Source organism: Aeromonas sp. 130281, assembly GCF_056642115.1.
The window spans coordinates 173,235-195,966 of sequence record NZ_JBWVQS010000002.1 but is presented as its reverse complement, the minus strand read 5'-3'; the positions used below and the strand labels follow the sequence as shown (position 1 = coordinate 195,966).

Genomic DNA, 22,732 nt, shown 5'->3' with positions numbered 1-22,732 from the left:
CGCCAACCGGGCCCCAGACTCACGCCGGCGGGGCGCCAACCCCGCTCCTGCCCCCTGCCGACCCTACCCCCGGACAACAAAAAGGCGAGCCTGCGCTCGCCTTTGTCTGTGTTGTGATGAGCGCCGGGCTCATGCCGGCGTCCGCTCGGACCCGCCCTGGAGCCCTAGAACTGACCCGCCATCAGCTGGTTGAGGTGATAGAGGTTGCGGGTGTCGAGCTCCAGCTCGGTGGCATAGGTGTTGCCGCGGGGATAGGTCGCCACCACACGGGCACCGCGCACCATGCCGGCCACAGACACATCCAGCGAGTTGGAGGTCTGGGTCAGGTCCTTGTAGCTGCTCTGGCCACGCACCTGCTGGCCGTTGAGCTGCTCCGCCAGCTCCCGGTAGGCGTCCATCTTGGACGCGCGGATCGCCTGCAGCATCTTCTCCGACTGGGAGGGGCCGGGCTGGATGTCGATCACCGCGTAGCCCACCGCCTTGAGCACCGGGAAGTCATCCGGCTTCTCGGCCACGTCGTAGTTCACCACCCGGTTGCCACTGCACGCCGTCAGCAAGAGGGCCATCATCAGGCCAAGCACGATTCTCATGGCTGTCTACTCCTCAGAAATCAGGGGGTCAGGTTGACCAGATGGCCGGACGCGCTCTGGCCGCCCCGCATCAGGTAACCCCGGTTGACCGATGCCCGGCCAAACGAGTTGCTGGCGCCGGACAGATATTGTTGCGGGATCAGGCTCTGGGCCGTGGTCTCCACCATCTTGGTACGCAGATCGATGATCCTGGCATTGACCAGGATCCCCTGCGAATTGCGGCTGAAGGTGCCGGTCAGGATCCGGGAGATGGGCAGGCGGGCGGAGAGATCCTTGTAGTTGCGGCTCATCACGAAGTCGCCACCGGGGGTCACTTGAATGCTGCCCGTGGTCTTGAAGTCCACCACTACCTCACCGCGCCGGTTCAGCTCGTAGATGAAGCTCTCCTCGATCTGCAACCCCATCCAGTTGGTGTCCTTCAGGGTGTCGAGATCGACGAAGGAGGCGACGGCGATGGGCTCGCTCAGGGTGGTGAGGGACTTGCGCTCCATCAGCTGATCCGTCATGCGGGCCACCAGCCAGTTGAGCTCCATCCCCTTGGCCGCCTGCCGGGGATCCCCTTGATCCCGGTTGATGGGGTCGGCCGACCCGCAGCCGGCCAGCGCCAGCGCAATCGCCAGCGCCGTGATAATTCTGTTCATGGATACCTGTTCCTGTATCTACACCTGACTTGTTATCGGTCGCAGCGGCCAACACTTGAGACGGGAATGCGCCAAGGATCGCCCGATGATCCGCCAGAGGGCCTTGGGCGGCGCCAATAAAGAGGCTGGAGCCGGGAAATGCGGCGAGCTGTACACCCTTTCGCCGGAACAAGGCATGGATCTTGCTTTTATTTGCGCACCCGGTGCAAACCAGGCCAGTGTCCATGAAGCCGCTCATCCGCCCCCCGGGGCGCAAGAGGGGTTCGTCTATTCAAGGTGTACGTTATGAAAGTTGTGCTGCTGTCAACCCTGTTGCTGGCCAGTCTGTCGGCCCGCGCCGAGCTCATAGAGGCGCAAGGCAGTGCCGCCATCCTGGGGGGCGACGAGGTCTATGCCCGCGAGCAGGCGACCCGGGATGCGCTGCGTCAGGCCCTGCTGGCCAGCGGCGCCTCCGTCTCCAGCATCCAGCGCCTGGAGAACGGCAGCCTGCGCTCCGAGCAGATCCAGATCCGCTCCGGCGGCGACATCCGCCAGTACCGCCTCAAGCGCGAGGAGGTGCGCAACGGCCGCATGTACATCACGCTGGTGGCCGACATCCAGGCCGAGCGCCAGATCTGCCAGACCCAGCATTACGCCAAGGATTTGACGCTGGTACGCCTGCGCATGCGCTACCCGGACCAGGCGAGCACCGGCGCCCTCGACGACATGCCGGCGGATCTCTCCCGCCGCCTGTTCGAGACCCTGGCGGCGGCGCCCCAGGGGGTGGTCGCCCGCCAGTGGCTGGACGAGAACCTGCGCATCGACCCGCTCCACCTGCAGCAGGGGGATCGCAGCGCCCTCGAGGAGATCAAGGCCCTGAGCCTGCGCACCGACAGCCAGTATCTGGTGCTCGGCAGCATCGACGATCTCTCCCTCGAGCCCCAGGGCAACCAGCTGACCAGCTGGTATGAAGACCCGATCCGCAACTTCCGCATGCAGCTCTACCTGTTCGACGGCATCAACGGCAGCCTGCTCGGGCGCAAGGAGTATCAGGGCCGGGCCAACTGGACCTTCTCCAAGCGGGAGCAGGTGGGCAGCCACAGCGGCCAGTTCTGGCAGTCCAGCTACGGCCAGGAGGTGAGCTACCAGCTGAAGGAGGCGGCCCAGGACATCATCGCCGAGCTCGCCTGCGCCCCCGTCACCGCCCGCATCGTGGCCCAGCACGAGCGGGGCCCCCACATCAGCCTGGGCCGTCGCAACGGGGTCAAGCTCGGGGATCAGTTCCGCGTCCAGCACAGCGCCGACTTCATCGATCCCTATGGCAAGTCCAGGGTGATGCGCAACCCCGCCGACGGTCTGTTCGAGGTGGTGCAGGTGTTCGAGGATGGCGCCATCATCAGCAGTCAGAACAAATATTCACCGTTTAATGTCCAAATCGGTGATTTGGCCGTATTGGAATAGGAATCAAGGGTTTAAAAGCACAATGCTTCTTGTATAATGCCCGCCACAAGGTTCCCGTAGCTCAGCAGGATAGAGCGGTCCCCTCCTAAGGGACAGGCCACTGGTTCGACTCCAGTCGGGAACGCCATACAAAACAAGGGGTTGGCATCGCAAGATGCCAACCCCTTGTGCCTTTCTGGCCCAGGCGGCCAGCCCCGACCCTCCCAGGCAAAGTCCCCCGGCGCCAAGCGGCGCGCCAGATACGGATCCCCGCTCGCCTGCTCCCTTCCTGACCGAAACAACTGTCATCTACGCTTGAAGTGCGCCGTCCGGGATGACGGCCACTCCTCATCCGTTCGAGAAAAAAGAAGGACATCATGGCTAGCAAGAAAAAATCCAAAGCAGAACAGCCGGTACCGGTCACCGAGCCCAAGCCCCTTGGCAACAAGGCATACGAGAAGGAGCTGCGTCGCCTGCACGTGGAGCTGGTGAAGCTGCAGCAGTGGGTAGTGCACAAGGGGCTCAAGGTCTGCATCGTCTTCGAGGGGCGCGATGGCGCCGGCAAGGGGGGCACCATCAAGGCGATCACCGAGCGGGTCAGCCCCCGGATATTCAGGGTCATAGCGCTGCCGGCCCCCACGGAGCGGGAGAAGAGCCAGCTCTATTTCCAGCGCTATATTCCGCATCTGCCGGCGGCGGGCGAGATCGTCATCTTCGATCGCAGCTGGTACAACAGGGCCGGGGTGGAGCGCATCATGGGCTTTTGCAGTCAGGAGGCGAGCGACAAATTCCTGGCTGGCACCCCCATGGTGGAAAAAGCGCTGGTGGACTCTGGCATCATTTTGCTGAAGTACTGGCTGGAGGTGACCCCGGAAGAGCAGGAGCGACGGCTGCGGGATCGCATCGACGATGGGCGCAAGATCTGGAAGCTCTCCCCCATGGACATCAAGTCCTTCGATCGCTGGGATGACTACACCCGGGCGCGGGACGCCATGTTCATCGCCACCGACACCGCCTGGGCCCCCTGGTTCGTGGCTCGCTCAGAGGACAAGAAACGGGTGCGACTCAACATCATCTCCCACCTGCTGAACCACATTCCCTACGAGGAGCTGCCGGCCGAGCCGGTCAAGCTGCCAAAACGCAAGATTGGCAAGGTCAAGGCCTCGGAGCACCCGCTCCGGGTGATCCCGGAACTCTTCTGATCACCCTCAAGGGGCAGCCTCCGGCTCGCCCCTTGTCCCCTCACTCTCTGCTCTGCTGATACTGGCGGATGACTGTCCTGGCATTGGGGGCCTTTGGCTCGCCCCTTGCCCCTCAATCCCTGTTCTGCTGATACCGGCGGATGGCTGCCCTGGCATTGAACAGGGCATTGGGGAACCTCCGGATCATTCCTTGCTCTCTCACTCCCTGCTCTGCTGATACTGGCGGATGGCCGCCCTGGCATTGAACAGCATGCGGTCCTCCCCCAGCTGGTCGGCCAGCCCGCTGCGGCGCACATTCTCGAGCACCCCGGGATTGAGCCCGGCCAGCCAGAGGGTGACCCCCCTGGCGCGGGCCTGCTGCTCCCCCTCCATCAGCATCATCAGCGCCGAGTACTCCACGTCCTGCACCCGGCTCATGTCCAGCACCACCACCTCGGGCTGGTGAGTCTCGGTCAGCTCGCGGATCCGGGCCGCCACATGCTGCACATTGATGAAGAAGAGGCGCCCCTCCGGCCGCAGGATCAGCAGGCCAGGGATCGTCTCGTCATCGGGATGGCGCGCGGCCAGCGGCCTCAGCACATCCTCCCCGGGCTTGCGGCCAATCACATAGACGGGCGGCTGCGCCGTCTGGCTGGCCAGCCCCAGCAGGGAGGCCAGGATGGCGACCACTATCCCCTCCAGGGTGCCAAACAGCAGCACCCCCAGGCAGGCGATGGCGGCCCAGCGAAACTCCATCATGCGAATCTGCCCTATCTTGCGAAACTCCCCCGGCTGGATGAGCCCTACCGAATAGACGATGACCACCACCGCCAGGGTGGCGCTCGGCAACCAGGAGAGCAGCGGGGCTAGGAAGATCATGGTGGCCAGCGCCATGGCGGCGGTGACGGCGGAGGCCCACTGGCTCAGGCCCCCGACGGAGCGCACCACCGCAGTCTGGGAGGTGCCGCCCCCCGCCGGCATGCTGCCGCAGAAGGCGCCCCCCAGGTTGGCCAGCCCGGTGGCCACCAGCTCGCGGTTCGGGTTGATCTCGGGCTCTTCCTTGCCCACGAAGGCCCGCCCTGCGGCTATGGTCTCGGTGAAGCTCATCAGCGCTATGCCCGCCGCCCCCGGCAGCAGCTGCAACACCAGGGTCAGGTCCGGCATCGTCAGGGCGGGCAAGCCGGTGGGGATGGTCCCGACGATGGCCACCCCCGCCTCGTTCAGGCCAAAGCCCCACACCAGGGCGATGCCGATACCCACCCCCAGCAAGGGGGCGGGGGAATGGGGGAAGCGCCACTCCATGAACACCAGCACCACCAGGGTGGCCAGGGCGACTCCCAGGGTCAGCCAGGAGCTCTGGGGCAGGGCCAGCCCCAGGTGGTAGAGATCCAGGAAGAAGTTCTCCTTCTGCAGGTGCACCCCGAACAGCTTGGGCAGCTGATCGAGGATGATCACCAGCCCTATGCCGCTCTTGAACCCCACCAGCACCGGCAGGGAGATGAAGTTGGCCACGAAGCCGAGCCGCAGCACCGCCGCCAGCATCAGCATGGCCCCCACCAGCAGGGTCAGGGTGGCGGTCACTGTGAGCAGCCGACCGGGATCCCCGTCCGGCACCACCAGCCCGAGCTGGGTCGCGGTCAGAATAGCAAGGGTACTGGTGGAGCTGACGCTGAGCACCCGGGAGGAGCCCAGCAGGGCGTAGAGCAGCATGGGTACGAAGGCGGTGTAGAGACCGACGGCCACCGGCAGACCGGCCACGCTGGCATAGGCCATGGCCTTGGGCAGCACGACCGCCGCCGCTGTGACGCCGGCCAGCAGGTCGGACAGGGAGCGCCTTGGCGCCGACGCGGGTGATGACATCTTATCCTCCATGAACTCATGGCCCTATGGCCCCGATGCTGCACCGGCGCTCGAGTGACCGCGGCCAGCCTATGACCATGGCCGCTCGCCCAGGCGTGCGAGCCATGTCTCATCGCACCATCAAGTGTACGCCTCCCGCCTTGCGTCGGGCTGAATGCCTTGAGCGTCGTGGTGGGGAAAGCCCGCAGAGCGGGCCATCGCCCTCCCTCTGTTGGCAACCCCCTATACTTCAGCGACGTTGCGCCGCCGGCCAGCCCCCCTTCCAAGAGGAGATCCCCTTGCTGCGACTGCTTGCACTGCTGCTGATCTGCCTGGTGAGCCCGCTCCGGGCGCTGACACTGACCCCCCTGGTGGAGGGGCTCAACCATCCCTGGGGGCTGGTCCTGCTGCCGGGGGGCGGCTATCTGATTGGCGAGCGCCCGGGCCGCCTGCTGCGCATCGACGCCGGCGGCGAGCGCCATGTCATCTCGGGCCTGCCCCCCATCGCCAATCAGGGTCAGGGGGGCCTGCTCGATCTCGCCCTGGACGACGAGGGCTGGCTCTATCTCAGCTACAGCGAGCCGGGGGACGGCGGAGCCGGCACCGCCGTGGCCCGCGCCCGGCTGCAAAAGGACGCCCTCGTCGACTGGCAACTGCTGTTTCGCCAGCAGCCCAAGGTGGCCGGCGGCGCCCACTTCGGCTCCCGCCTGGTACTGACCGAGGATGGCTATCTCTTCATCACCCTAGGCGATCGTTACAGCGAGCGGGAGCGGGCCCAGACGCTGGACAACCACCTCGGCAAGACGGTGCGCCTGCACAGGGATGGCCGGGTGCCCGCCGACAATCCCTTCGTCAAGACGGCGGGGGCCCTGCCGGAGATCTGGAGCCTGGGCCATCGCAACATGCAGGGGGCGGCGCTGCGCCCAGGCAGCCAGCAGTTCTGGGCCCACGAGCACGGCCCCCAGGGCGGGGACGAGGTCAATCTCATCCTGCCGGGCCACAACTACGGCTGGCCCAGAGTGACCTTCGGCGAGGAGTACGGGGGCGGCAAGATTGGCCTGGGCCAGAGCGCGCCGGGCATGACGGCGCCGCGCTGGATCTGGGTGCCCTCCATCGCCCCCTCGGGCATGGGCTTCTACCAAGGCGATCTGTTCAAGGCGTGGCGGGGGGATCTGCTGGTCGGCGCCCTGCGCGGTCAGGCCCTGCTGCGTCTTCGCCTCGCGGGGGACAAGATTGTCTCGGAGGAGCGGCTGCTGACCGATCTCGGGGAGCGGATCCGTACCCTGCAGGAGGGAGCGGACGGCGCCCTCTATCTGCTGACGGACTCAGGCAAGGGGCGCCTGCTCAAACTGACCCCATGACATGGAGGCCGGCCCGGACCGGGCGCCGGCGAGGAGGAAGCATGAACAAGAATCGAACCCTGCTGGTGCTCTGTGCCAGCCTCTGGTTGCTGGGCTGCAACACCATCCACGGGGTGGGACGGGACATAGAGAAGGCGGGCGAGGTGATCCAGGGATCCGCCAACCTGACGAGCGAGCCTCAGGCCGGCAAAGAGTGACCGGCTGACACAGTCACTCGACGCCGGAGGCCAGGCTGGCGAGCGGCGCCATGGTCACCCTGACCCCATGCTGCGCCAGCGCCTCCCGGGCGCTCTGGGGCAGCTGCTCGTCGGTGATCACCTGATCGATCGCATCCCAGCCCACCACGTTGAAGGTGCCCACCTTGCCATATTTGGACGAGTCGCAGATGAGGATGCGGGTCGCCGCCGACTCCACTACGGCCCGCTTCACCGGCACCTTCTGCTCGCTCGGGGTGGAGATCCCCTGCCCGTCCCAGGAGGAGGAGGAGAGGAAGGCAACGTCCAGATGGAGGTTGCGCAGGAAGTGGGCTGTGGCCTCACCGGCGCAGGACTGGTTCTCGCGAATGACCTGGCCCCCGGTGTGATAGAGACGGCAGCGGCCGTGCTCGATGAGGTAGGCGCACACCATGAAGTCGTTGGTCACTATCATCAGATCTTCCCGCAGCGCCAGCTCCCGGGCCAGCTCCAGGGAGGTGGTGCCGGCATCCAGATAGACTGTGCTCCCCTCGCTCACCTGGGCGGCGGCGAGCCGGGCGATGGCCAGCTTGGCCCCCTGCATCAGGCTGCGCTTGGTGGCGTGGGAGGGCTCGCTCTTGATCCGCTGGGAGAGGCTGACCCCGCCCGAGACGGAGAGCACCCGCCCCTGCTCCTCCAGCTTCTGGATGTCGCGCCTGATGGTCATGTGGGAGACCTGCAACCAGTCGGTCAGCTCCACTATGCTGACCACGCCGCGCTCTGCCAGCAGTTGCAGGATACGTTGCTGTCGCTCTACGGGAATCATCTTGCCTCGCACCTCGGGGAAGGGAAGGTGCCATTCTACCCCAGCGACCTGGGAAAAAATGATAAATAACCTGACACGGGCTCACAAATCACATTTTCTCACACAAATGGCAGCATTTATTGACTCGAAAGAATCTCAACCCTCAGAAATAACAAAAATTAACACGCAATAAGTTATTTTTTGTGACGACCGCCTGATATTTCATCGCCGCAAGCCTCTACTATCGGCTCATCAGTCGTATTCGAGGAATCATGAGATGAGCACTCCCTATCATGTTGCGGTCATCGGCCTGGGCGCCATGGGCATGGGCGCCGCCCGCTCCTGCCTGCGGACCGGGCTCACCACCTATGGCATCGACCTCAGCGAGCAGGCCCGCAGCCAGTTGCAGCAGGCCGGTGCCGCCGCCGTCATGGCCGATGCCAGACCCCTGGCCGAGACGCTCGATGCCGTGCTGTTGCTGGTGGTCAACGCCACCCAGGTGCGCCGCATCCTGCTCGGCGAAGAGGGGCTGGCCCGCCACCTCAAACCGGGCACCGCCATCATGGTCTCTTCCACCATAGCGGCCGAAGAGGCGAGCGCCCTGGCCGCCGAGCTGGCGCAGATGGGGCTGCCGATGCTGGATGCCCCTGTCTCCGGTGGCGCCATCAAGGCCGATGCCGGCGAGATGACGGTGATGGCCGCAGGCTCAGAGGCCGCCTTCAACAAGCTGGCCCCTGTGCTGGATGCGGTGGCCGGCAAGCTCTACCGGGTCGGCAGCGAGCCGGGCCAGGGCAGCACCGTCAAGATCATCCACCAGCTGCTGGCCGGGGTGCACATCGCGGTGGCCGCCGAGGCCATGGCCCTGGCCAGCCGGGCCGGCGTATCGCTGGATCTCATGTATGACGTGGTGACCCATGCCGCCGGCAACTCCTGGATGTTTGAAAACCGCATGCCCAGGGTGCTGGCCGGTGACTACCAAGCCCGCTCCGCGGTGGACATCTTCGTCAAGGATCTCACCCTGGTGGCGGACACTGCCAAGGCGCTGCGCTTCCCGTTGCCGCTCGCGAGCACGGCGCTGAACATGTTCCTCGACGCCAGCAACGCAGGGCACGGCCAGGAAGACGACAGCGCCGTTATCAAGACGTTCTCCGGCATCACACTGCCGGGCCAGGAGGATCAGCCATGAAACTCGGTGTCATCGCAGACGACTTCACCGGCGCCACCGACATCGCCGGTTTCCTGGTGGAGAACGGCCTCTCCACCATCCAGTTTGCCGGCATCCCGACAGCGGCGGATCTGACCGGGGTCGATGCCGTGGTGATCAGCCTCAAGAGCCGCTCCTGCCCCGCCGATGAGGCGGTGCGCGACTCCCTGGCGGCCCTCGACTGGCTCAAGGCCCGCAGCTGCCCGCGCATCTACCAGAAATACTGCTCCACCTTCGACAGCACGGCGGCGGGCAATATAGGCCCGGTCACCGACGCCCTGCTGGCGGCGCTTGGCCAGGACTTCACCCTGATCTGCCCGGCCCTGCCGGTGAACGGTCGCACCGTCTATCAGGGCAACCTCTTCGTCGGCGCCCAGCCGCTGGCCGAGTCCGGCATGCGCCATCACCCCATCACCCCCATGATCGACAGCAACCTGCTGCGGCTGATGGAGGGGCAGGCCCAGGGCCGCGCCGGTCTGGTGCCGTTCGCCACCATAGCGCAGGGTGCCGCCGCCATTGCCGACGCCTTTGAGCAGCTAACACAAGCTGGCGTGCGCTACGCCGTGGTCGACACCCTGACCGAGCAGCACCTGCTGGACATCGCCACCGCCGCCCTCCACATGCCCCTGGTGACCGGCGGATCCGGTCTCGCCATCGGCCTGGCCCGCCAGCTTGGCAGCGGCGATCTGCAGGGTGCCCGCGAGGCGGGCTGGCCCAGAGGCACCCGCGCCGCTGTGCTGTCGGGCTCCTGCTCCGAGATGACCAACCGCCAGGTGGCCCGCTATCGCCAGCACGCCCCCGCCCTGGCGCTGGACGTGGTGCGCTGCCTCGAGGATGCCGACTACCCGGCCGAGCTGGCGCGCTGGGTGCTGGACCAGCCCCTGTCCCCGGCGCCGCTGGTCTACGCCACCACCAGCCCGGTTGAGCTGGCCCGCATTCAGGAGACCCACGGCCAGCAGGCGGCCAGCGATGCGGTGGAGCACTGCTTTGCCCGCCTCGCCCAACTGCTGCAAGGCGCCGGGGTAGACCGCTTCATCATCGCCGGTGGCGAGACCTCGAGCCGGGTCACCCAGGCCCTCGGCGTCAAGGCGTTCCACATTGGCCCGCAGATCGCCCCCGGTGTGCCCTGGGTGCGGGCCATCGACGCCCCCCTGTCGCTGGCCCTCAAGTCCGGCAACTTCGGGCGCGACGACTTCTTCGACAAGGCTCAGGAGTACTTCCATGACTGAACAGGCACTGCGCGACACCATGGTGATGCTGGGGGCCTCCCTCTTCCAGCGCGGTTATGCCACCGGGGGCGCCGGCAACCTCTCCGCCCTGCTGCCGGACGGCACCCTGATCGCCACCCCCACCGGCTCCTGCCTGGGACGTCTGAGCGCCGACAGGCTCTCTCACGTCAACCTGCAGGGGGAGCACCTGGGGGGTGATCGCCCCTCCAAGGAGGTGGCCTTCCACCTCGCCATCTACCACAACAATCCGGACTGCCGGGCCGTGGTGCACCTGCACTGCACCCACCTGACCGCCCTCTCCTGTCTGGAGGGGCTGGACCCGGCCAACGTCATCCGCCCCTTCACCCCCTACTACGTGATGCGGGTCGGCCAGTTGCCGCTCATCCCCTACTACAAACCGGGGGATGCCCGCATCGCCGAGGAGCTGGGGCGCCGCGCCCCCGAAGGCAACGCCTTCCTGCTTGCCAACCACGGCCCCGTGGTGACGGGCAAGGATCTGGTGGATGCGGTCAACAACATGGAAGAGCTGGAGGAGACGGCGCGCCTGGCACTGATGCTTCATGGCCAGTCCATCCGCTACCTGAGCGAACCCGAAATTGATGAATTGAGGAGGATGAAACCATGAGCAAGTTTGCAGCCAATCTCACCATGCTGTTTACCGAGGTGCCGTTCCTGGAGCGCTTCGCCGCCGCCCGGGACGCAGGCTTCGCCGCCGTGGAGTTCCTCTTCCCCTACCAGTGGCCGGCCGCCGAGCTGGGCCGCCGCTTGCGCGAGCAGGGGCTCTCCCAGGCCCTGTTCAACATGCCGCCGGGCAACTGGGGCGCGGGGGAGCGCGGCATGGCCGCCATCCCGGGGCGGGAAGCGGAGTTTCGCGCCCACCTGCCAAGCGTGCGTGACTACGCCCTGGCGCTCGGCTGCACCAAGGTGCACGCCATGAGCGGCATAGTCGACCCGGCTCATAGCCTCTCGGCCCACCGCCAGACCCTGATCGACAACATCCGCTTCGCCGCCGACTTCCTGGCCGAAGACGGCATCAAGGTACTGCTCGAGCCCCTCAACGATCGGGACGTGCCCGGCTACTTCCTGGCCCACCAGCTCGACGCCCTGGCCCTGGTGCAGGAGATAGACAGACCCAACGTGGGGGTGCAGCTCGACCTCTATCACGCCCAGATCATGGACGGGGATCTCACCCGTCTCATCGGCAAGCTGGGCCCGGCAATAGGCCATGTCCAGATCGCCTCGGTGCCGGATCGCCACGAGCCGGACGAGGGGGAGATCGCCTACCCCCACCTGTTCAAGGTGCTGGCGCAGGCGGGCTACCACGACTGGATAGGCTGCGAATACAACCCCAGAGCCGGCACCCGGGAGGGGCTGGGCTGGCTGACACAACAATAACGACCCTGAACATGAACGAGTCTGAGGATAACAAGATGCAGATCATCATCACCGGCGGCGGTGGCTTCCTGGGCCAGAAACTGGCCCGGGCCCTGCTGCAAGGCCCCCACCCCTTCACCGAGCTGCTGCTGGTAGACATCCAGCAGCCGCAATCCCCCCTGCCGGACCCCAGGGTTCGCTGCCTGCGGGCCGACCTCACCGAACCCGGTGTCGCCGACTCCCTCATCAGCGAGCGGACCGCCGTGGTCTATCACCTGGCGGCCATCGTCAGCAGCCATGCGGAGCAGGATTTCGATCTGGGCTGGAAGGTCAACCTGGACACCACCCGCACCCTGCTGGAGGCCTGCCGCCATGCCCGCCCCGGCATCCGCTTCGTCTTCACCAGTTCGCTGGCCGTCTATGGCGGCCCGCTGCCGGCGCTGGTGAATGACGGCACGGCGCTCACCCCCACCTCCTCCTATGGCGCCCAGAAGGCCATGGGGGAACTGCTGGTCAACGACTACAGCCGCAAGGGCTATGTGGATGGTCTGGTGCTGCGCCTGCCCACCATCTGCGTGCGGCCGGGCAAGCCGAACCGCGCCGCCTCGTCGTTCGTCAGCAGCATCATCCGCGAGCCGCTGCAAGGGGAGAGCGCCCTCTGCCCGGTGAGCCCGGAGCTGCGCCTCTGGCTCTCGAGCCCCGCCACCGTGGTCGCGAACTTCCTGCTGGCGGCCAGACTTCCCGCCACAGGTGACGCCCGCAGCATCAACCTGCCCGGCATCAGCGTGACCGTCGGCGAGATGCTGGAGGCCCTCGCACAGGCCGGTGGCCAGGCGGCCCGGGATCGGGTGCAGTTTGCCGCAGATCCGGCCATCGAGCGCATAGTCGCGAGCTGGCCGGGACGCATCGACAACCAGCGGGCCAGCGCCCTCGGCTTCGCGGCAGACAGGACGTTTGCCGACATCATCGACAGTTTCATCACCCATGACATGCAGGAGGCATCATGAGCGACATTCCAACCCCCATCATAGGTCTCATCATCGCGGTCTTCGTGCTGGTGTTCCTGGTCATCCGTACCCGGGTGCACGCCCTGATCGCCATGCTGGCGGCGGCCTGCATCGCCGGGATCACCGGCGGCATGAGCATCGACAAGACCCTCACCGTGATCACCCAGGGCTTTGGCTCCACCCTCGGCAGCATCGGCATCGTCATTGGCCTCGGGGTCATGATGGGTCGCCTGCTTGAGGTCTCCGGCGCCGCCGAGCAGATCGCCTACAGCTTCATCAAGTGGCTTGGCAAGCGCCGCGAGGAGTGGGCCCTGGCCATCACGGGCTACATCGTCAGCATCCCCATCTTCGTGGACTCCGCCTTCGTCATCCTCTATCCGGTGGCCAAGGCGCTGGCGAAAAGCGGCAAGCGCTCCATCCTGACCCTGGGGGTCGCCCTGGCGGGCGGCCTGGTGGTGACCCACCATACGGTGCCACCGACCCCGGGCCCGCTCGGTGTCGCCGGCCTGTTTGGCGTAGACATCGGCGCCATGCTGCTGACCGGCATGGCCCTGGCCATCCCCTGCGTGCTCGGCATCGTCTTCTATGCCCAGTGGCTTGACAAGAAGTACCCCGAGTTCGGCGCGAACGCAGCCCAGACCCCGGACGAGCTGCAAGCCACCTATGAGCAGTACCTCAAGGAGAAGGAGGGCAAGACCCTGCCGAGCCTGACCCTGTCGCTGCTGCCGATCCTGGTGCCCATAGTGCTCATCTTCGTCAAGGCCATCTTCACCACCCTGGCCACCCTGGAGGGGATGGACGGCCTGATGGCGAATCCCCTGGTGCAGGGCATCAACTTCATCGGCACCCCCATCATAGCGCTCGCCATCAGCGTGCTGCTGGCGGTCTATACGCTAGTGCCGCACATGGACAGACACGCCACCGCCGCCCGTCTCGAAGAGGGGCTGCAATCGGCCGGTATCATACTGCTGGTGACCGGTGCCGGTGGGGCGCTGGGGGCCGTGCTGCGCGACAGCGGCGCGGGTCAGCAGCTCGCCGAGCAGATAGCCCAGCTGCCCATCTCCCCCATACTGATCCCCTTCATAGTGGCGACCCTGGTGCGCCTCATCCAGGGGTCAGGTACCGTGGCCATGGTGACGGCGGCCTCCATCTCCGCCCCCATACTGGCGCAGATCCCCGGGGTCAACATGTTGCTGGCCGCCCAGGCCGCCACCATGGGGTCGCTCTTCTTCGGCTACTTCAACGACAGCCTGTTCTGGGTGGTCAACCGCATGATGGGGATCTCGGACGTGAAGCAGCAGATGATCGTCTGGTCCATCCCCACCACCATCGCCTGGGCCATCGGCGGCACCGGCGTCGCCCTGCTGAACCTGCTGTTCGGCTCCGGCGGCACCTGGTTCGACCCCGTGCTGCCGCTGCTGGTGCTGGCGCTCATCGTCTGGTACGTCAAGGGGCAGTCCCTGACCCCGGCGGCAGGCGCCGTCCCGAGCCGGGAGTCCTGACCCGCGCCGTCCAGGCAACGCTGTGTGACGAGGGCCAGTCTGCTAGACTGGCCCTCTTTTTTCTTCATCTTGCAAAGGAGTGTTGGATGTCTGCTTCTTCCTGGTGGGACAAGTCCACCGGTTTTGCGCTGCTCACCATCTTGCTGTGGGCCTCCCTCGCGGCGCTCACCTCCCGGATCACCAGCGTGTCTCCCCTGGTGCTGGTGGGGCTGGTGCTCTTCTTCTGCGGCGCGGGCACCCTGCCATTCTGGCGCCAGTGGCGCGCCAGCCCTCTCACCTGGCTGGTGACCATCACGGCTCTGCTGCTCTATCACCTGCTGCTGTTCATGAGCTTTCGCCACGCCCCGGTGCTGGAGGCGAATCTCATCAACTACCTCTGGCCGCTTTGCATCATCTTGTTCACGCCCCTGCTGCTGCCGGGCCACCCCCTGAGCCTGCACCATCTGCTGGCCGGGGCCCTGGGTCTGGCGGGCTCGGTGCTGGTGATGGTCGATGGCAAGCTGCAGCTGCAAGAGACCCATCTGCCGGGCTACCTGCTGGCCCTCGGCGCCGCCATCGTCTGGGGCGCCTATTCGGTGCTCTCCCGCCGCCTGCCCCCCGCCCCCGCCGTGGTCACGGCGGCCGCCTGCCTGCCCGCGGGGCTTTTGGCCCTGCTGCTGGCATGGATGCTGGAAGGCCCCTTGCCATTCGCCCAGATCCCCCAGGGGGACTGGCTGCTCATCGCCGGGCTGGCCCTCGGTCCCATGGGGGCGGCCTTCGTCACCTGGTATCTGGCGCTGCGAGACGGGGATCCCCGCCGCATCGGGGCGCTCGCCTACCTCACCCCCTTGCTGAGTACCCTGCTGCTGGTCTGGCTCAACGGTGAGCAGCTCACCCCGCGCCACCTGCTGGCGGGGACCCTCATCATGGGCGGTGCCCTGCTCGGCCTGCTGGTAAAGGCCCCCGGGAGCCGCAAAGCGGCACAACCGCTGTCATAAAAACGCCATCTCCCCTGCTTAAGCTCACGCCCATCGCGTGCTTCTAGCAGGACTCAGATGTGAAAATTGCCCATTATGCCTCCCTCTCCTCCCTCGTACTGCTGCTGGTGGCCGGCGTTCAGGCCACCGCCCTCTATCACGGCTGGCAGCAGTTCAATCGGGCCGAACAGGCCCAGCGCCAGCAGGAGCGCCTGCAACAACAACTGAGCGGTCCCCTGCAGGGGGCCCTTCGCGACTACCTCGGCAGCGGCGATCCCCTGCGCCTGGCCGAGGCCCAGGGGGTGCGCCAGCAGGCGCTCGCACTGCTGGCGCAGCTGGACGGGCAGCAAGCCGACCCGCTGCGCGCCCGGCTCGAGCAGATGGGGGCACGCATCGAGGGGGACTATCTGGCGGCGGGCAAGCTCTCCGGCAACAGCCAGTGGCTGCTGCAAAACGCCGAGAACGAGCTGAGCACCCAGGCCCGGGCGCTGCTGCGTTACGGCCAGCAGGGGGCAGACCGGGATCCGGCCAGCGCCGAGGCCTATCGCCAGGGGGCCGCCGACATACTGGCGACCCTGCCCGCCCTCGCCCACCAGCGCCAGAACTACATGGAGCAGGCGAGCGCCAAGCGCCTCGAAGGATTGCAGTTCGAACTCGCCGCCCTGCAAAAGCAGGCGGGTTCCCTGGCGGCCCTGCCGAGCCTGAACCTCTTCGAGGAGACCGCCGCCGACGAGTTCACCCTGGGAGAGCCGGTGCGCAAGGAGCTCGGGGAGCTGCCCAAAGCCGAGCTGGTCTCCCTGCTCAAGCGCTACCCCATGGAGCTCGAGAACAGCAGCAAGGCGCTGCAACAGCAGCAGCTGGCGCGCCAAATGGTGCAGCAGGACATCACCCAGCTGCAGCAGGCCGGTGAGCAGCTGGGTGAGCGGCTCGCCGCCGCTCGCCAGACCATGAACCGGGAGCTCGCCACTGTGCTCGGCGTGCTGGCGCTCTGCCTGGTGGTGGTCGCCCTGCTGTTCGCTCTGGTGCAGCGCCGCTGGCTGGTCAGGCCCCTGCTGCGACTGCGGGCAGCCTTCCTGCAGCTCGATGCCACGGGTCAGGCGCAGTTGCTGGTAACGGGGCGCGAGCGCAACGAGCTGGCCGACATAGTCGCGAGCTACAACCGCCTGATCCAGCGCCTGCAACAGGATCAGCAACAGAAGGCGGGCCAGCTCTCCAGCGTCTCCTCCAGCCTGCAGGAGATGGTGGAGCAGGTGCAGGAGATCCATCACAGCACCCGCACCACCGAGCAGGCGGTGGATGAGAGCGATACAATGATGCAGGAGCTCAATCAGCTCGCCAGCGAGGTGCACCAGGTCGCCGCCGAGATAGCGGAGCACGCCCAGCACAACGAGCACTCCATGAGCCAGAGCGAGCAACTGGTGGGGGGCATGCTGGCGGCCACCGCCCAGACCGGGCTCGCCATCGACGAGAGCAGCGGCGCCCTGGCCCAGCTGACTCGCTCGGTGGAGGATGTGACCGCCATCGTCGACGTCATCGGCCACATCTCCCAGCAGACCAACCTGCTGGCCCTCAACGCCGCCATCGAGGCGGCCCGCGCCGGCGAGCAGGGGCGCGGCTTCGCGGTGGTGGCCGACGAGGTGCGCCACCTCTCCGCCGACACCCAGCGCTCCCTCGGCCAGATCACCGAGATCCTGGCGAGCCTCACCCAGGCGGGTGATCAGCTCGCCACCGTGCTGACCCGCATCACGACGGAAGCCGCCGGGCAGCGCCAACAGGCCGAACAGTTGCGCCAGACCACCCAGACGGTGCGGGAGATGGCGCGCAGCACCGCCGTCATCGCCCTGCAGGGGGCCGACAACGCCAGAAGCCAGGAACACAGGCTGGCGAGCTTCGCCGCCCTCATCGGCCGCATCAGCCAGCACGCCCGCCATGGCAGCCGTCTCTCGGTGCAGGTGTCCGAGCACATCCACCACCAGGCCCAGCAGATCCCCCGGATCCTGAGCCAGGCCTGAGTCAGCCGCCCCTCGGCTGGCCCGGCGTCCCTGTGTGCGCCGGGCCTGCGCCCTCATCTGCCCTCATTCAAGTCCGCCCCTGCGGCCCTGCCGGATGCAGTGACCCCTGCCGGGGAGTCGGCTCGACGCCACCCGGTCAGGGGCGCCGACCCGGCAGGGCGGACATCTTTTTTTGTGACACAAAATTATATGTTGCCGTCAGGTTAACAAAGAAAGTTCTGCTTCCACGTCAAGATCCCCCCAGGTAAACGGAAAAAACCACCTGAAAGCGTTCTCATTGCCGACATGAGTGGGCTGGGAGTGCCCACACCAAGAATCATGATTATTTGCACTCGGTCATATTTTTGAAACTTCAAGGGAACTTCCGGTTGATATTTCGCACCGCGAACGTACTCTTGGTGGTGTCCGATCGCCAAGGGTCGGTACATAAAAAACAATGACTGTAAATATACAGATGACCCCTAGCCGATGCGCCAAGGCATTCGGTAACCAGGGGACGACACAGACAAGAATTTTTTGCCCTACGGGGTGTTGATTGCAATGCCAATGCCGAGCGGCGGGCCTCTGCCCGACTGCCGGAAAAAAAAGCTAAGTCCATAAAATCAGGAGCAATAACAAATGGAAAAAGTGATCTTCAAGCGCGCCTCTTTGAGTGCCGCCGTGGTTGCGGCGCTGCTCGCCCCCGGCATGGCATCCGCGGCTCAAGACATGATGAGCCCGGAATACGGCAAGTCCTATGAAGCCTTCATCGACGAAGGCAAGCTGACAGGCGGCCTGTTCTATTTCCAGCGCGAGCGTGATCGCGTCCAGGCCGGTCCGGGTCAGGATGGCAAATACCACTCCAACCTGAGCCATGCCACCACCCAGGCAGCCCTGAACTACAACTCCGGTTATGCCTGGGGCATGGTCGGGCTGGATGTCGGCGGCTTTGGCGCCTATGACCTGGCCGTTGACGAGAGCAACGGGGTCAACGAAGAGAACGAATTCTCCTTCTGGGGCGACCAGTGGGGTTCAGGTGGTGACGGTGTTCCCGAGAATGGCTTCAGCCTCTCCACCGCCGCCCTGAAACTCAAGTTCGGTGACGCTGTCACCGCCAAGGGTGGTTACACCCAGCTCTATGTACCCGGCATCCTCGGCGTCAACTGGTCCTATCAACCCGGTACCTACCGCGGTGGCCAGATCGAAGGCAACTTCGGCGGCCTCTACCTGACCTACGCCATCGCCGATGAGTACAAGGCGCCCTGGTTCAAGAACACCGCCGGCTTCTCCAAGAGCAGCCCCTATGCCAGCGATCCCTTCACCGATGCGAACAAGATCGACTACATCCACGGTCTGGCAGCCCGTTACACCTTTGAAGACGGCACTGCCATCACGGGTGGCTTTGGTCAGTCCGAAGGCTATATGGACAGCTACCACTTCAAGCTGGCTCACAAGTTTGACGTGCTGGGTGGCCTGAACACCAGCTACCAGTTCTACGGTTCCGACACCGAGAACGAAGACTATGACGGTCTGGCATGGCAACAAGCCCTGACCGCAAGCTGGGCAGCCGGTCCCTACTCCTTCCGCCTGGAAGGTCTGTACACCAAGGCCGAAGGGGATCTGGGCAACTACCTGCCCCGTCTGACCCGTGGCTACGGCAACTCCCAGGGTGCGAACGAGATCTGGTGGGATTCCCGCTCTGACTGGAACCATAACGAAGAGAAGGCCGTCTTCTTCGGTACCACTCGTACCCTGGATGATCTGGTCGGTGCTCCGGGTTGGGCCGCGGGTGTCTCCGGTGCCTACGGTTGGGATGCCAACAATGGCGACGGCACCCTGGAGCCGGGCAAAGAGTGGGCCGTCAACTTCGACGTCATGTACACGGTGCAGGATGGCAAGCTGAAGGGCACTCTGTTCAAGCTGCACTACACCGATTACAACAACGAGCAGGACGACAAGGGCAGCTGGTACTACCCGAACATGTTCAGCTCCGAGCATGACGTCAAGTTCCACATCATCATGCCGTTCACCATCATGTAATCAGGCATCTGCTCTGATCGAAAACCGGGCCACGTGGCCCGGTTTTGTTTTTGGTGGCGCTCGGGCTACCATGCCATCTTCGGCCCTGTGCAGGCCGCCAATCAGGATGATCTTCATGCCCCACCCCTTCGTGCTTATCACCGGCTGCTCCAGCGGCATCGGCCTCGCCGCCGCCAACGCGCTCGGCGCCCACGGCTTCACCGTGATCGCCTCCGCCCGCAAGGCCGAGGATGTCGCCCAGCTGCAACAGCAGGGTCTGCTGGCGGTGCAACTGGATCTGGCGGACACCGCAAGCATAGAGCGGGGGGCGGCAGAGGCGCTGACCCTGGCCGGGGGACGTCTGTACGGGCTGTTCAACAACGGCGCCTACGGCCAGCCCGGCGCGCTGGAAGACTTGCCGACGGAGGCGCTCAAGGCGCAGTTCAACACCAATCTGTTTGGCTGGCACCATCTCATTCGTCAGGTGCTGCCGGCCATGCTGGCCGTGGGCGAGGGTCGCATCGTGCAGAACAGCTCGGTGCTTGGCCTGGTGGCCATGAAGTATCGCGGCGCCTACAACGCCAGCAAGTTCGCGCTGGAAGGCTACACCGACACCCTGCGCCTGGAGCTCGAGGGCAGCGGCGTGCACATCAGCCTGATCGAGCCCGGCCCCATCGACACCCGGTTTCGCGCCAATGCCCGCGACGCCTTCGTGCGCCACATAGATCCGGCCCAGAGCCGCCATCAGGGCGCCTATCGCCAGACCCTGACCCGGCTGGAGAAAGAGGGCTCTACCAGCGGCTTCACCCTGCCGAGCGAGGCCTGCATACCGCCGCTGCTGCACGCGCTGCAGAGCAAGCGCCCCAGGCACCGCTACCCGGTCACCCTGCCCACCAGGCTGTTCAGCATACTGCGCCGCCTGTTGCCGAGCCGCTGGCTTGACCGGATCCTCGGCAAGTCGGCCTGATCCCCGGCGGGGGCTGATCCCCGCCCAAGCACCCGCATCTGTTCAGTAGTGCTGGCCATTGCTGTCGTACCTGGACTTGACCGTCTGAACAGCAGCTCTATCCGCCGTGACATGTGCTCAGTAGTGCTGGATCTGATCAGTAGTGCTGGCCATTGCTGTAGTAGGCGGTCTTGACGATGGGCAGCACCTGCACCACCACATAGGTCTGCTCCCCCAGCACCGCCTTGAGATGGCGGGTGATGAGGGCGGCGGCGGCATCCTGCATCTCCTGCGGGCGCTCGAACCAGACCAGCTCCACGAAGGGGAAACCGGCCTCGCGCTGGCCGTCTCGTACCCACTGACTCGGCACGCACTCCAGGGTGACAAACTCCGGCTTGCCACCGGTCAGGGCGCAGAGATCCGCCAGCAGGGGCGTGCTTATCTGCTGCAGGGTGTCGACAGAAACTGCCCGAAAACGAAGGTGGGGCATGGGAAACCTCTTGGCTGTGACAAATGAGGACTTATCATAGAGCACTGATCCCGCTCACATAAGGTGCCTCATGAGATTCCATCGCACGCTGCTCTCCTTACTGCTTTGGCTGCTGCTGCCGCTGAACGCCTTTGCCGATCCGGCCTTCTATCGCATCAGCAAGGGCAGCGAACAGCACTGGCTGCTGGGGTCCATCCACGCGGGCAAACCCTCCCTCTATCCCCTGCCGGATCCCGTCGAGCGTGCCTGGCAGCAGAGCCGCGCCCTGGTGATGGAGGTGGACATGACCCACATCAGCCAGGCGCAGTGGCAGGAGATGGGGGCCATCACCCGGCTGGTGGATGGCAAGACCCTCAAGGATCACCTGCCCATGGATCTCTACCGGCGCATCCTGATCGCCGCCGGCCAGAACGGCCTGACCGAGAGCATGCTGGCGCCGCTGCGCCCCTGGTTTGCGGCCATCACCCTGACCCAGGCGGCCCTGGAGCGCACCGGTTATCGCGGTGAATTCGGAGTGGATCAGCACTTCGCCAGGCGGGCAAACGACGGCGGCAAACCCATAGTCGGGCTGGAGACCCTGCTGGAGCAGCTCGGCTATCTCGCGAGCGTCGGTGACAACCAGACCCTGATGCTGGAGAGCACCCTGGATGAGTTGCCCGAGCTCAAGACCGGTTTCGATGGGGTGATGAAGGCATGGCAGGAGGGCGATCAGGCCACCCTGATCAACCTGCTCAAGGAGGAGATGGCGCCGCCCAAGCTGCAAGCCTGGCTGGAGCAGACCCTGCTGGCGGAGCGCAACCGCAACTGGGTCAAGAAGTGGCCCGACCTGCCCAACGAGAGCTTTATCGTGGTAGGGGCCCTGCACCTTTACGGCGAGCAGGGCCTGCTCGCGCTGCTGGAGCAGCAGGGCTGGCGCATCACGCCGCTCACCGAACCCGCAGCGGCAAACTGAGTCCGCCAGACCGGCCCCCTGCCGCCAGGCGGGGCGCCAGGTGCGAGGCCGCTCACAGAATGGGTTGCCGATTAAATAACCACAGAGGGACTTGATCGAGATCATCTCACCCCACCCAAAGAGGTATCTATCATGCCTGTCATCGCGCAATGACAGGAGTGGACGAGATGGAATTCTGGATGAACCTGATGTTCGGCAACAGCGTGGGGCTGATGTCCATGCTGGTGATTATCGGCACCTTCCTGCTGATCAGCGCCTATGCGGTCTATTTCATCTACAAGGTGATGCACGCCGAGCCGCCGAAAGAGGGTCAATAACCCGGCGCGGCACCGGGTGCGGGCCCCTGAGCCCGCCCCGCCCGCCATTCTAAGCACGGGTCAGGCCCGCTATAATGCCCCCTCATTCTCATGCGGGGAGCCTGCCGTGTCTCATAACGACGAACTCTCACTGTTCCTGCAGGAAGTGGCCGACGTGCGGCCGCTGCGCAGCGACCACATAGCCCCCAGTGCAGGCAACAGCCTGCCGACCGAGGCGCAACTCGCGCGCCGGGAAGCCGCCACCGCCGAACAGCTCAATCTGGATCAGCTCGGCATGGAGGCGGTCGAGATGCTGGATCCCCACGACATCGTCGGCTTCAAGCGCGACGGCGTGCAGGAGGGGGTCTACAAGAAGCTGCGGCTCGGCAAGTACGAGCTGCAAGGCTCCCTCGATCTGCACCACAAGACCATCAAGGAGGCGCGAACCGCCCTGGTGCAGTTCATCCAGGAGTGCGAGGTGCGGGACATCCGCTGCCTGCTGATCCTGCACGGCAAGGGGGAGCGCAGCACCCCGCGCGCCCTGCTCAAGAGCCATGTCAGCGCCTGGCTGCCGCAACTGCCTGCGGTGATGGCCATGCACAGCGCCGAGCGTCGCCACGGCGGCAGCGGCGCGCTCTATGTGCTGCTGCGAAAGAGCGAGCGCAAGAAGGCCGAGAACCGCGAACATCACCAGAAGCGCCTCGGCTGACCGCCTGAGGGTGGCCCCCGCCCGCGGCTCAGTGCTAGCATCGGGCAG

Annotated in this window: 22 protein-coding genes and 1 tRNA gene; 18 read left to right on the top strand and 5 right to left on the bottom strand. The window is 65.5% G+C overall.

From position 1 onward, the window contains the following. Positions 1 to 164: 164 nt before the first annotated feature. Together AC1IN8_RS07880 and AC1IN8_RS07875 are read right to left on the bottom strand one after the other, a co-directional pair. Positions 165 to 590 carry an LPP20 family lipoprotein gene (locus AC1IN8_RS07880; RefSeq protein ID WP_202046987.1) on the bottom strand — a complete coding sequence of 142 codons (426 nt, stop codon included), beginning with the start codon at positions 588 to 590 and terminating at the stop codon, positions 165 to 167. A 20-nt stretch (positions 591 to 610) separates the two neighbouring features. Continuing rightward, positions 611 to 1,231: a FlgO family outer membrane protein gene (locus AC1IN8_RS07875; protein WP_319917120.1), complete on the bottom strand. Its 621-nt coding sequence runs from the start codon at positions 1,229 to 1,231 to the stop codon at positions 611 to 613. Between the two features lie 285 nt (positions 1,232 to 1,516). On the opposite strand from AC1IN8_RS07875, the gene AC1IN8_RS07870 reads away from it, so the two are divergent. The 3 genes from AC1IN8_RS07870 to ppk2 all read left to right on the top strand — a co-directional run bounded on the left by AC1IN8_RS07870 (position 1,517) and on the right by ppk2 (position 3,852). Beyond that, complete coding sequence (locus tag AC1IN8_RS07870; protein ID WP_139434189.1) at positions 1,517 to 2,671, top strand: flagellar assembly protein FlgT; 1,155 nt, start codon at positions 1,517 to 1,519, stop codon at positions 2,669 to 2,671. Between the two features lie 50 nt (positions 2,672 to 2,721). After that, positions 2,722 to 2,798 (top strand) — tRNA-Arg (locus tag AC1IN8_RS07865). A 229-nt stretch (positions 2,799 to 3,027) separates the two neighbouring features. After that, positions 3,028 to 3,852, top strand: a complete 825-nt coding sequence (gene ppk2, locus AC1IN8_RS07860; protein WP_247627116.1) for a polyphosphate kinase 2 — start codon at positions 3,028 to 3,030, stop codon at positions 3,850 to 3,852. 198 nt (positions 3,853 to 4,050) lie between these two features. Here ppk2 and AC1IN8_RS07855 read toward each other — a convergent pair whose 3' ends face one another. Beyond that, positions 4,051 to 5,691 carry a SulP family inorganic anion transporter gene (locus AC1IN8_RS07855; RefSeq protein WP_479758561.1) on the bottom strand — a complete coding sequence of 547 codons (1,641 nt, stop codon included), beginning with the start codon at positions 5,689 to 5,691 and terminating at the stop codon, positions 4,051 to 4,053. A 278-nt stretch (positions 5,692 to 5,969) separates the two neighbouring features. Between AC1IN8_RS07855 and AC1IN8_RS07850 the strand changes: the two genes are divergently transcribed. Together AC1IN8_RS07850 and AC1IN8_RS07845 are read left to right on the top strand one after the other, a co-directional pair. Beyond that, a complete protein-coding gene (locus AC1IN8_RS07850) occupies positions 5,970 to 7,031 on the top strand; it encodes a PQQ-dependent sugar dehydrogenase (protein ID WP_479758560.1) in 1,062 nt (353 codons plus the stop codon). 41 nt (positions 7,032 to 7,072) lie between these two features. Then, positions 7,073 to 7,228 carry an entericidin A/B family lipoprotein gene (locus tag AC1IN8_RS07845; RefSeq protein ID WP_139434185.1) on the top strand — a complete coding sequence of 52 codons (156 nt, stop codon included), beginning with the start codon at positions 7,073 to 7,075 and terminating at the stop codon, positions 7,226 to 7,228. A gap of 13 nt (positions 7,229 to 7,241) precedes the next feature. Here AC1IN8_RS07845 and AC1IN8_RS07840 read toward each other — a convergent pair whose 3' ends face one another. Next, positions 7,242 to 8,030 carry a DeoR/GlpR family DNA-binding transcription regulator gene (locus tag AC1IN8_RS07840; RefSeq protein ID WP_202047020.1) on the bottom strand — a complete coding sequence of 263 codons (789 nt, stop codon included), beginning with the start codon at positions 8,028 to 8,030 and terminating at the stop codon, positions 7,242 to 7,244. Positions 8,031 to 8,286: 256 nt separating this feature from the next. On the opposite strand from AC1IN8_RS07840, the gene ltnD reads away from it, so the two are divergent. The 10 genes from ltnD (at position 8,287) to AC1IN8_RS07790 (ending at position 20,258) form a co-directional block, all read left to right on the top strand. Next, entirely contained in the window at positions 8,287 to 9,195 is a 909-nt protein-coding gene (gene ltnD / locus AC1IN8_RS07835; protein WP_479758559.1) for an L-threonate dehydrogenase, read from the top strand. Further along, positions 9,192 to 10,442 (top strand): 3-oxo-tetronate kinase, encoded by a 1,251-nt coding sequence (otnK, locus tag AC1IN8_RS07830; protein ID WP_479758558.1) that lies wholly within the window; start codon positions 9,192 to 9,194, stop codon positions 10,440 to 10,442. The genes ltnD and otnK overlap by 4 nt, the downstream gene beginning before the upstream one ends. After that, positions 10,435 to 11,067 (top strand): 3-oxo-tetronate 4-phosphate decarboxylase, encoded by a 633-nt coding sequence (otnC, locus tag AC1IN8_RS07825; protein WP_043758491.1) that lies wholly within the window; start codon positions 10,435 to 10,437, stop codon positions 11,065 to 11,067. The genes otnK and otnC overlap by 8 nt, the downstream gene beginning before the upstream one ends. Further along, positions 11,064 to 11,837 (top strand): 2-oxo-tetronate isomerase, encoded by a 774-nt coding sequence (gene otnI, locus AC1IN8_RS07820; RefSeq protein WP_479758557.1) that lies wholly within the window; start codon positions 11,064 to 11,066, stop codon positions 11,835 to 11,837. Before otnC ends, otnI begins: the two co-directional genes overlap by 4 nt. A 35-nt stretch (positions 11,838 to 11,872) precedes the next feature. Next, complete coding sequence (gene denD, locus AC1IN8_RS07815; RefSeq protein ID WP_479758556.1) at positions 11,873 to 12,823, top strand: D-erythronate dehydrogenase; 951 nt, start codon at positions 11,873 to 11,875, stop codon at positions 12,821 to 12,823. Next, positions 12,820 to 14,325, top strand: a complete 1,506-nt coding sequence (locus AC1IN8_RS07810; RefSeq protein ID WP_479758555.1) for a GntP family permease — start codon at positions 12,820 to 12,822, stop codon at positions 14,323 to 14,325. The genes denD and AC1IN8_RS07810 overlap by 4 nt, the downstream gene beginning before the upstream one ends. A gap of 86 nt (positions 14,326 to 14,411) precedes the next feature. Further along, positions 14,412 to 15,302, top strand: a complete 891-nt coding sequence (locus AC1IN8_RS07805; RefSeq protein WP_479758554.1) for a DMT family transporter — start codon at positions 14,412 to 14,414, stop codon at positions 15,300 to 15,302. Between the two features lie 59 nt (positions 15,303 to 15,361). After that, positions 15,362 to 17,293 (top strand): methyl-accepting chemotaxis protein, encoded by a 1,932-nt coding sequence (locus tag AC1IN8_RS07800; protein ID WP_479758553.1) that lies wholly within the window; start codon positions 15,362 to 15,364, stop codon positions 17,291 to 17,293. A 618-nt stretch (positions 17,294 to 17,911) separates the two neighbouring features. After that, positions 17,912 to 19,312, top strand: a complete 1,401-nt coding sequence (locus tag AC1IN8_RS07795) for an OprD family outer membrane porin (RefSeq protein WP_139439698.1) — start codon at positions 17,912 to 17,914, stop codon at positions 19,310 to 19,312. Positions 19,313 to 19,427: 115 nt separating this feature from the next. Then, on the top strand, positions 19,428 to 20,258 hold the full coding sequence (locus tag AC1IN8_RS07790; protein ID WP_479758552.1) for an SDR family oxidoreductase: 831 nt from the start codon (positions 19,428 to 19,430) through the stop codon (positions 20,256 to 20,258). 136 nt (positions 20,259 to 20,394) lie between these two features. Here AC1IN8_RS07790 and AC1IN8_RS07785 read toward each other — a convergent pair whose 3' ends face one another. Next, the gene (locus tag AC1IN8_RS07785; RefSeq protein WP_479758551.1) at positions 20,395 to 20,727 is read right to left on the bottom strand and encodes a DUF1904 family protein; all 333 of its coding nucleotides are present in this window, start codon (positions 20,725 to 20,727) and stop codon (positions 20,395 to 20,397) included. A gap of 70 nt (positions 20,728 to 20,797) precedes the next feature. Here AC1IN8_RS07785 and AC1IN8_RS07780 point away from each other — a divergent pair, with 70 nt between their 5' ends. From AC1IN8_RS07780 to smrA, 3 genes are all read left to right on the top strand, one after another. Further along, positions 20,798 to 21,679 carry a TraB/GumN family protein gene (locus tag AC1IN8_RS07780; protein WP_479758550.1) on the top strand — a complete coding sequence of 294 codons (882 nt, stop codon included), beginning with the start codon at positions 20,798 to 20,800 and terminating at the stop codon, positions 21,677 to 21,679. Between the two features lie 167 nt (positions 21,680 to 21,846). Beyond that, positions 21,847 to 21,996 carry a DUF3149 domain-containing protein gene (locus AC1IN8_RS07775; RefSeq protein ID WP_081805766.1) on the top strand — a complete coding sequence of 50 codons (150 nt, stop codon included), beginning with the start codon at positions 21,847 to 21,849 and terminating at the stop codon, positions 21,994 to 21,996. Positions 21,997 to 22,102: 106 nt separating this feature from the next. Continuing rightward, positions 22,103 to 22,684 (top strand): DNA endonuclease SmrA, encoded by a 582-nt coding sequence (gene smrA / locus AC1IN8_RS07770; protein WP_479758549.1) that lies wholly within the window; start codon positions 22,103 to 22,105, stop codon positions 22,682 to 22,684. Positions 22,685 to 22,732: the final 48 nt, after the last annotated feature.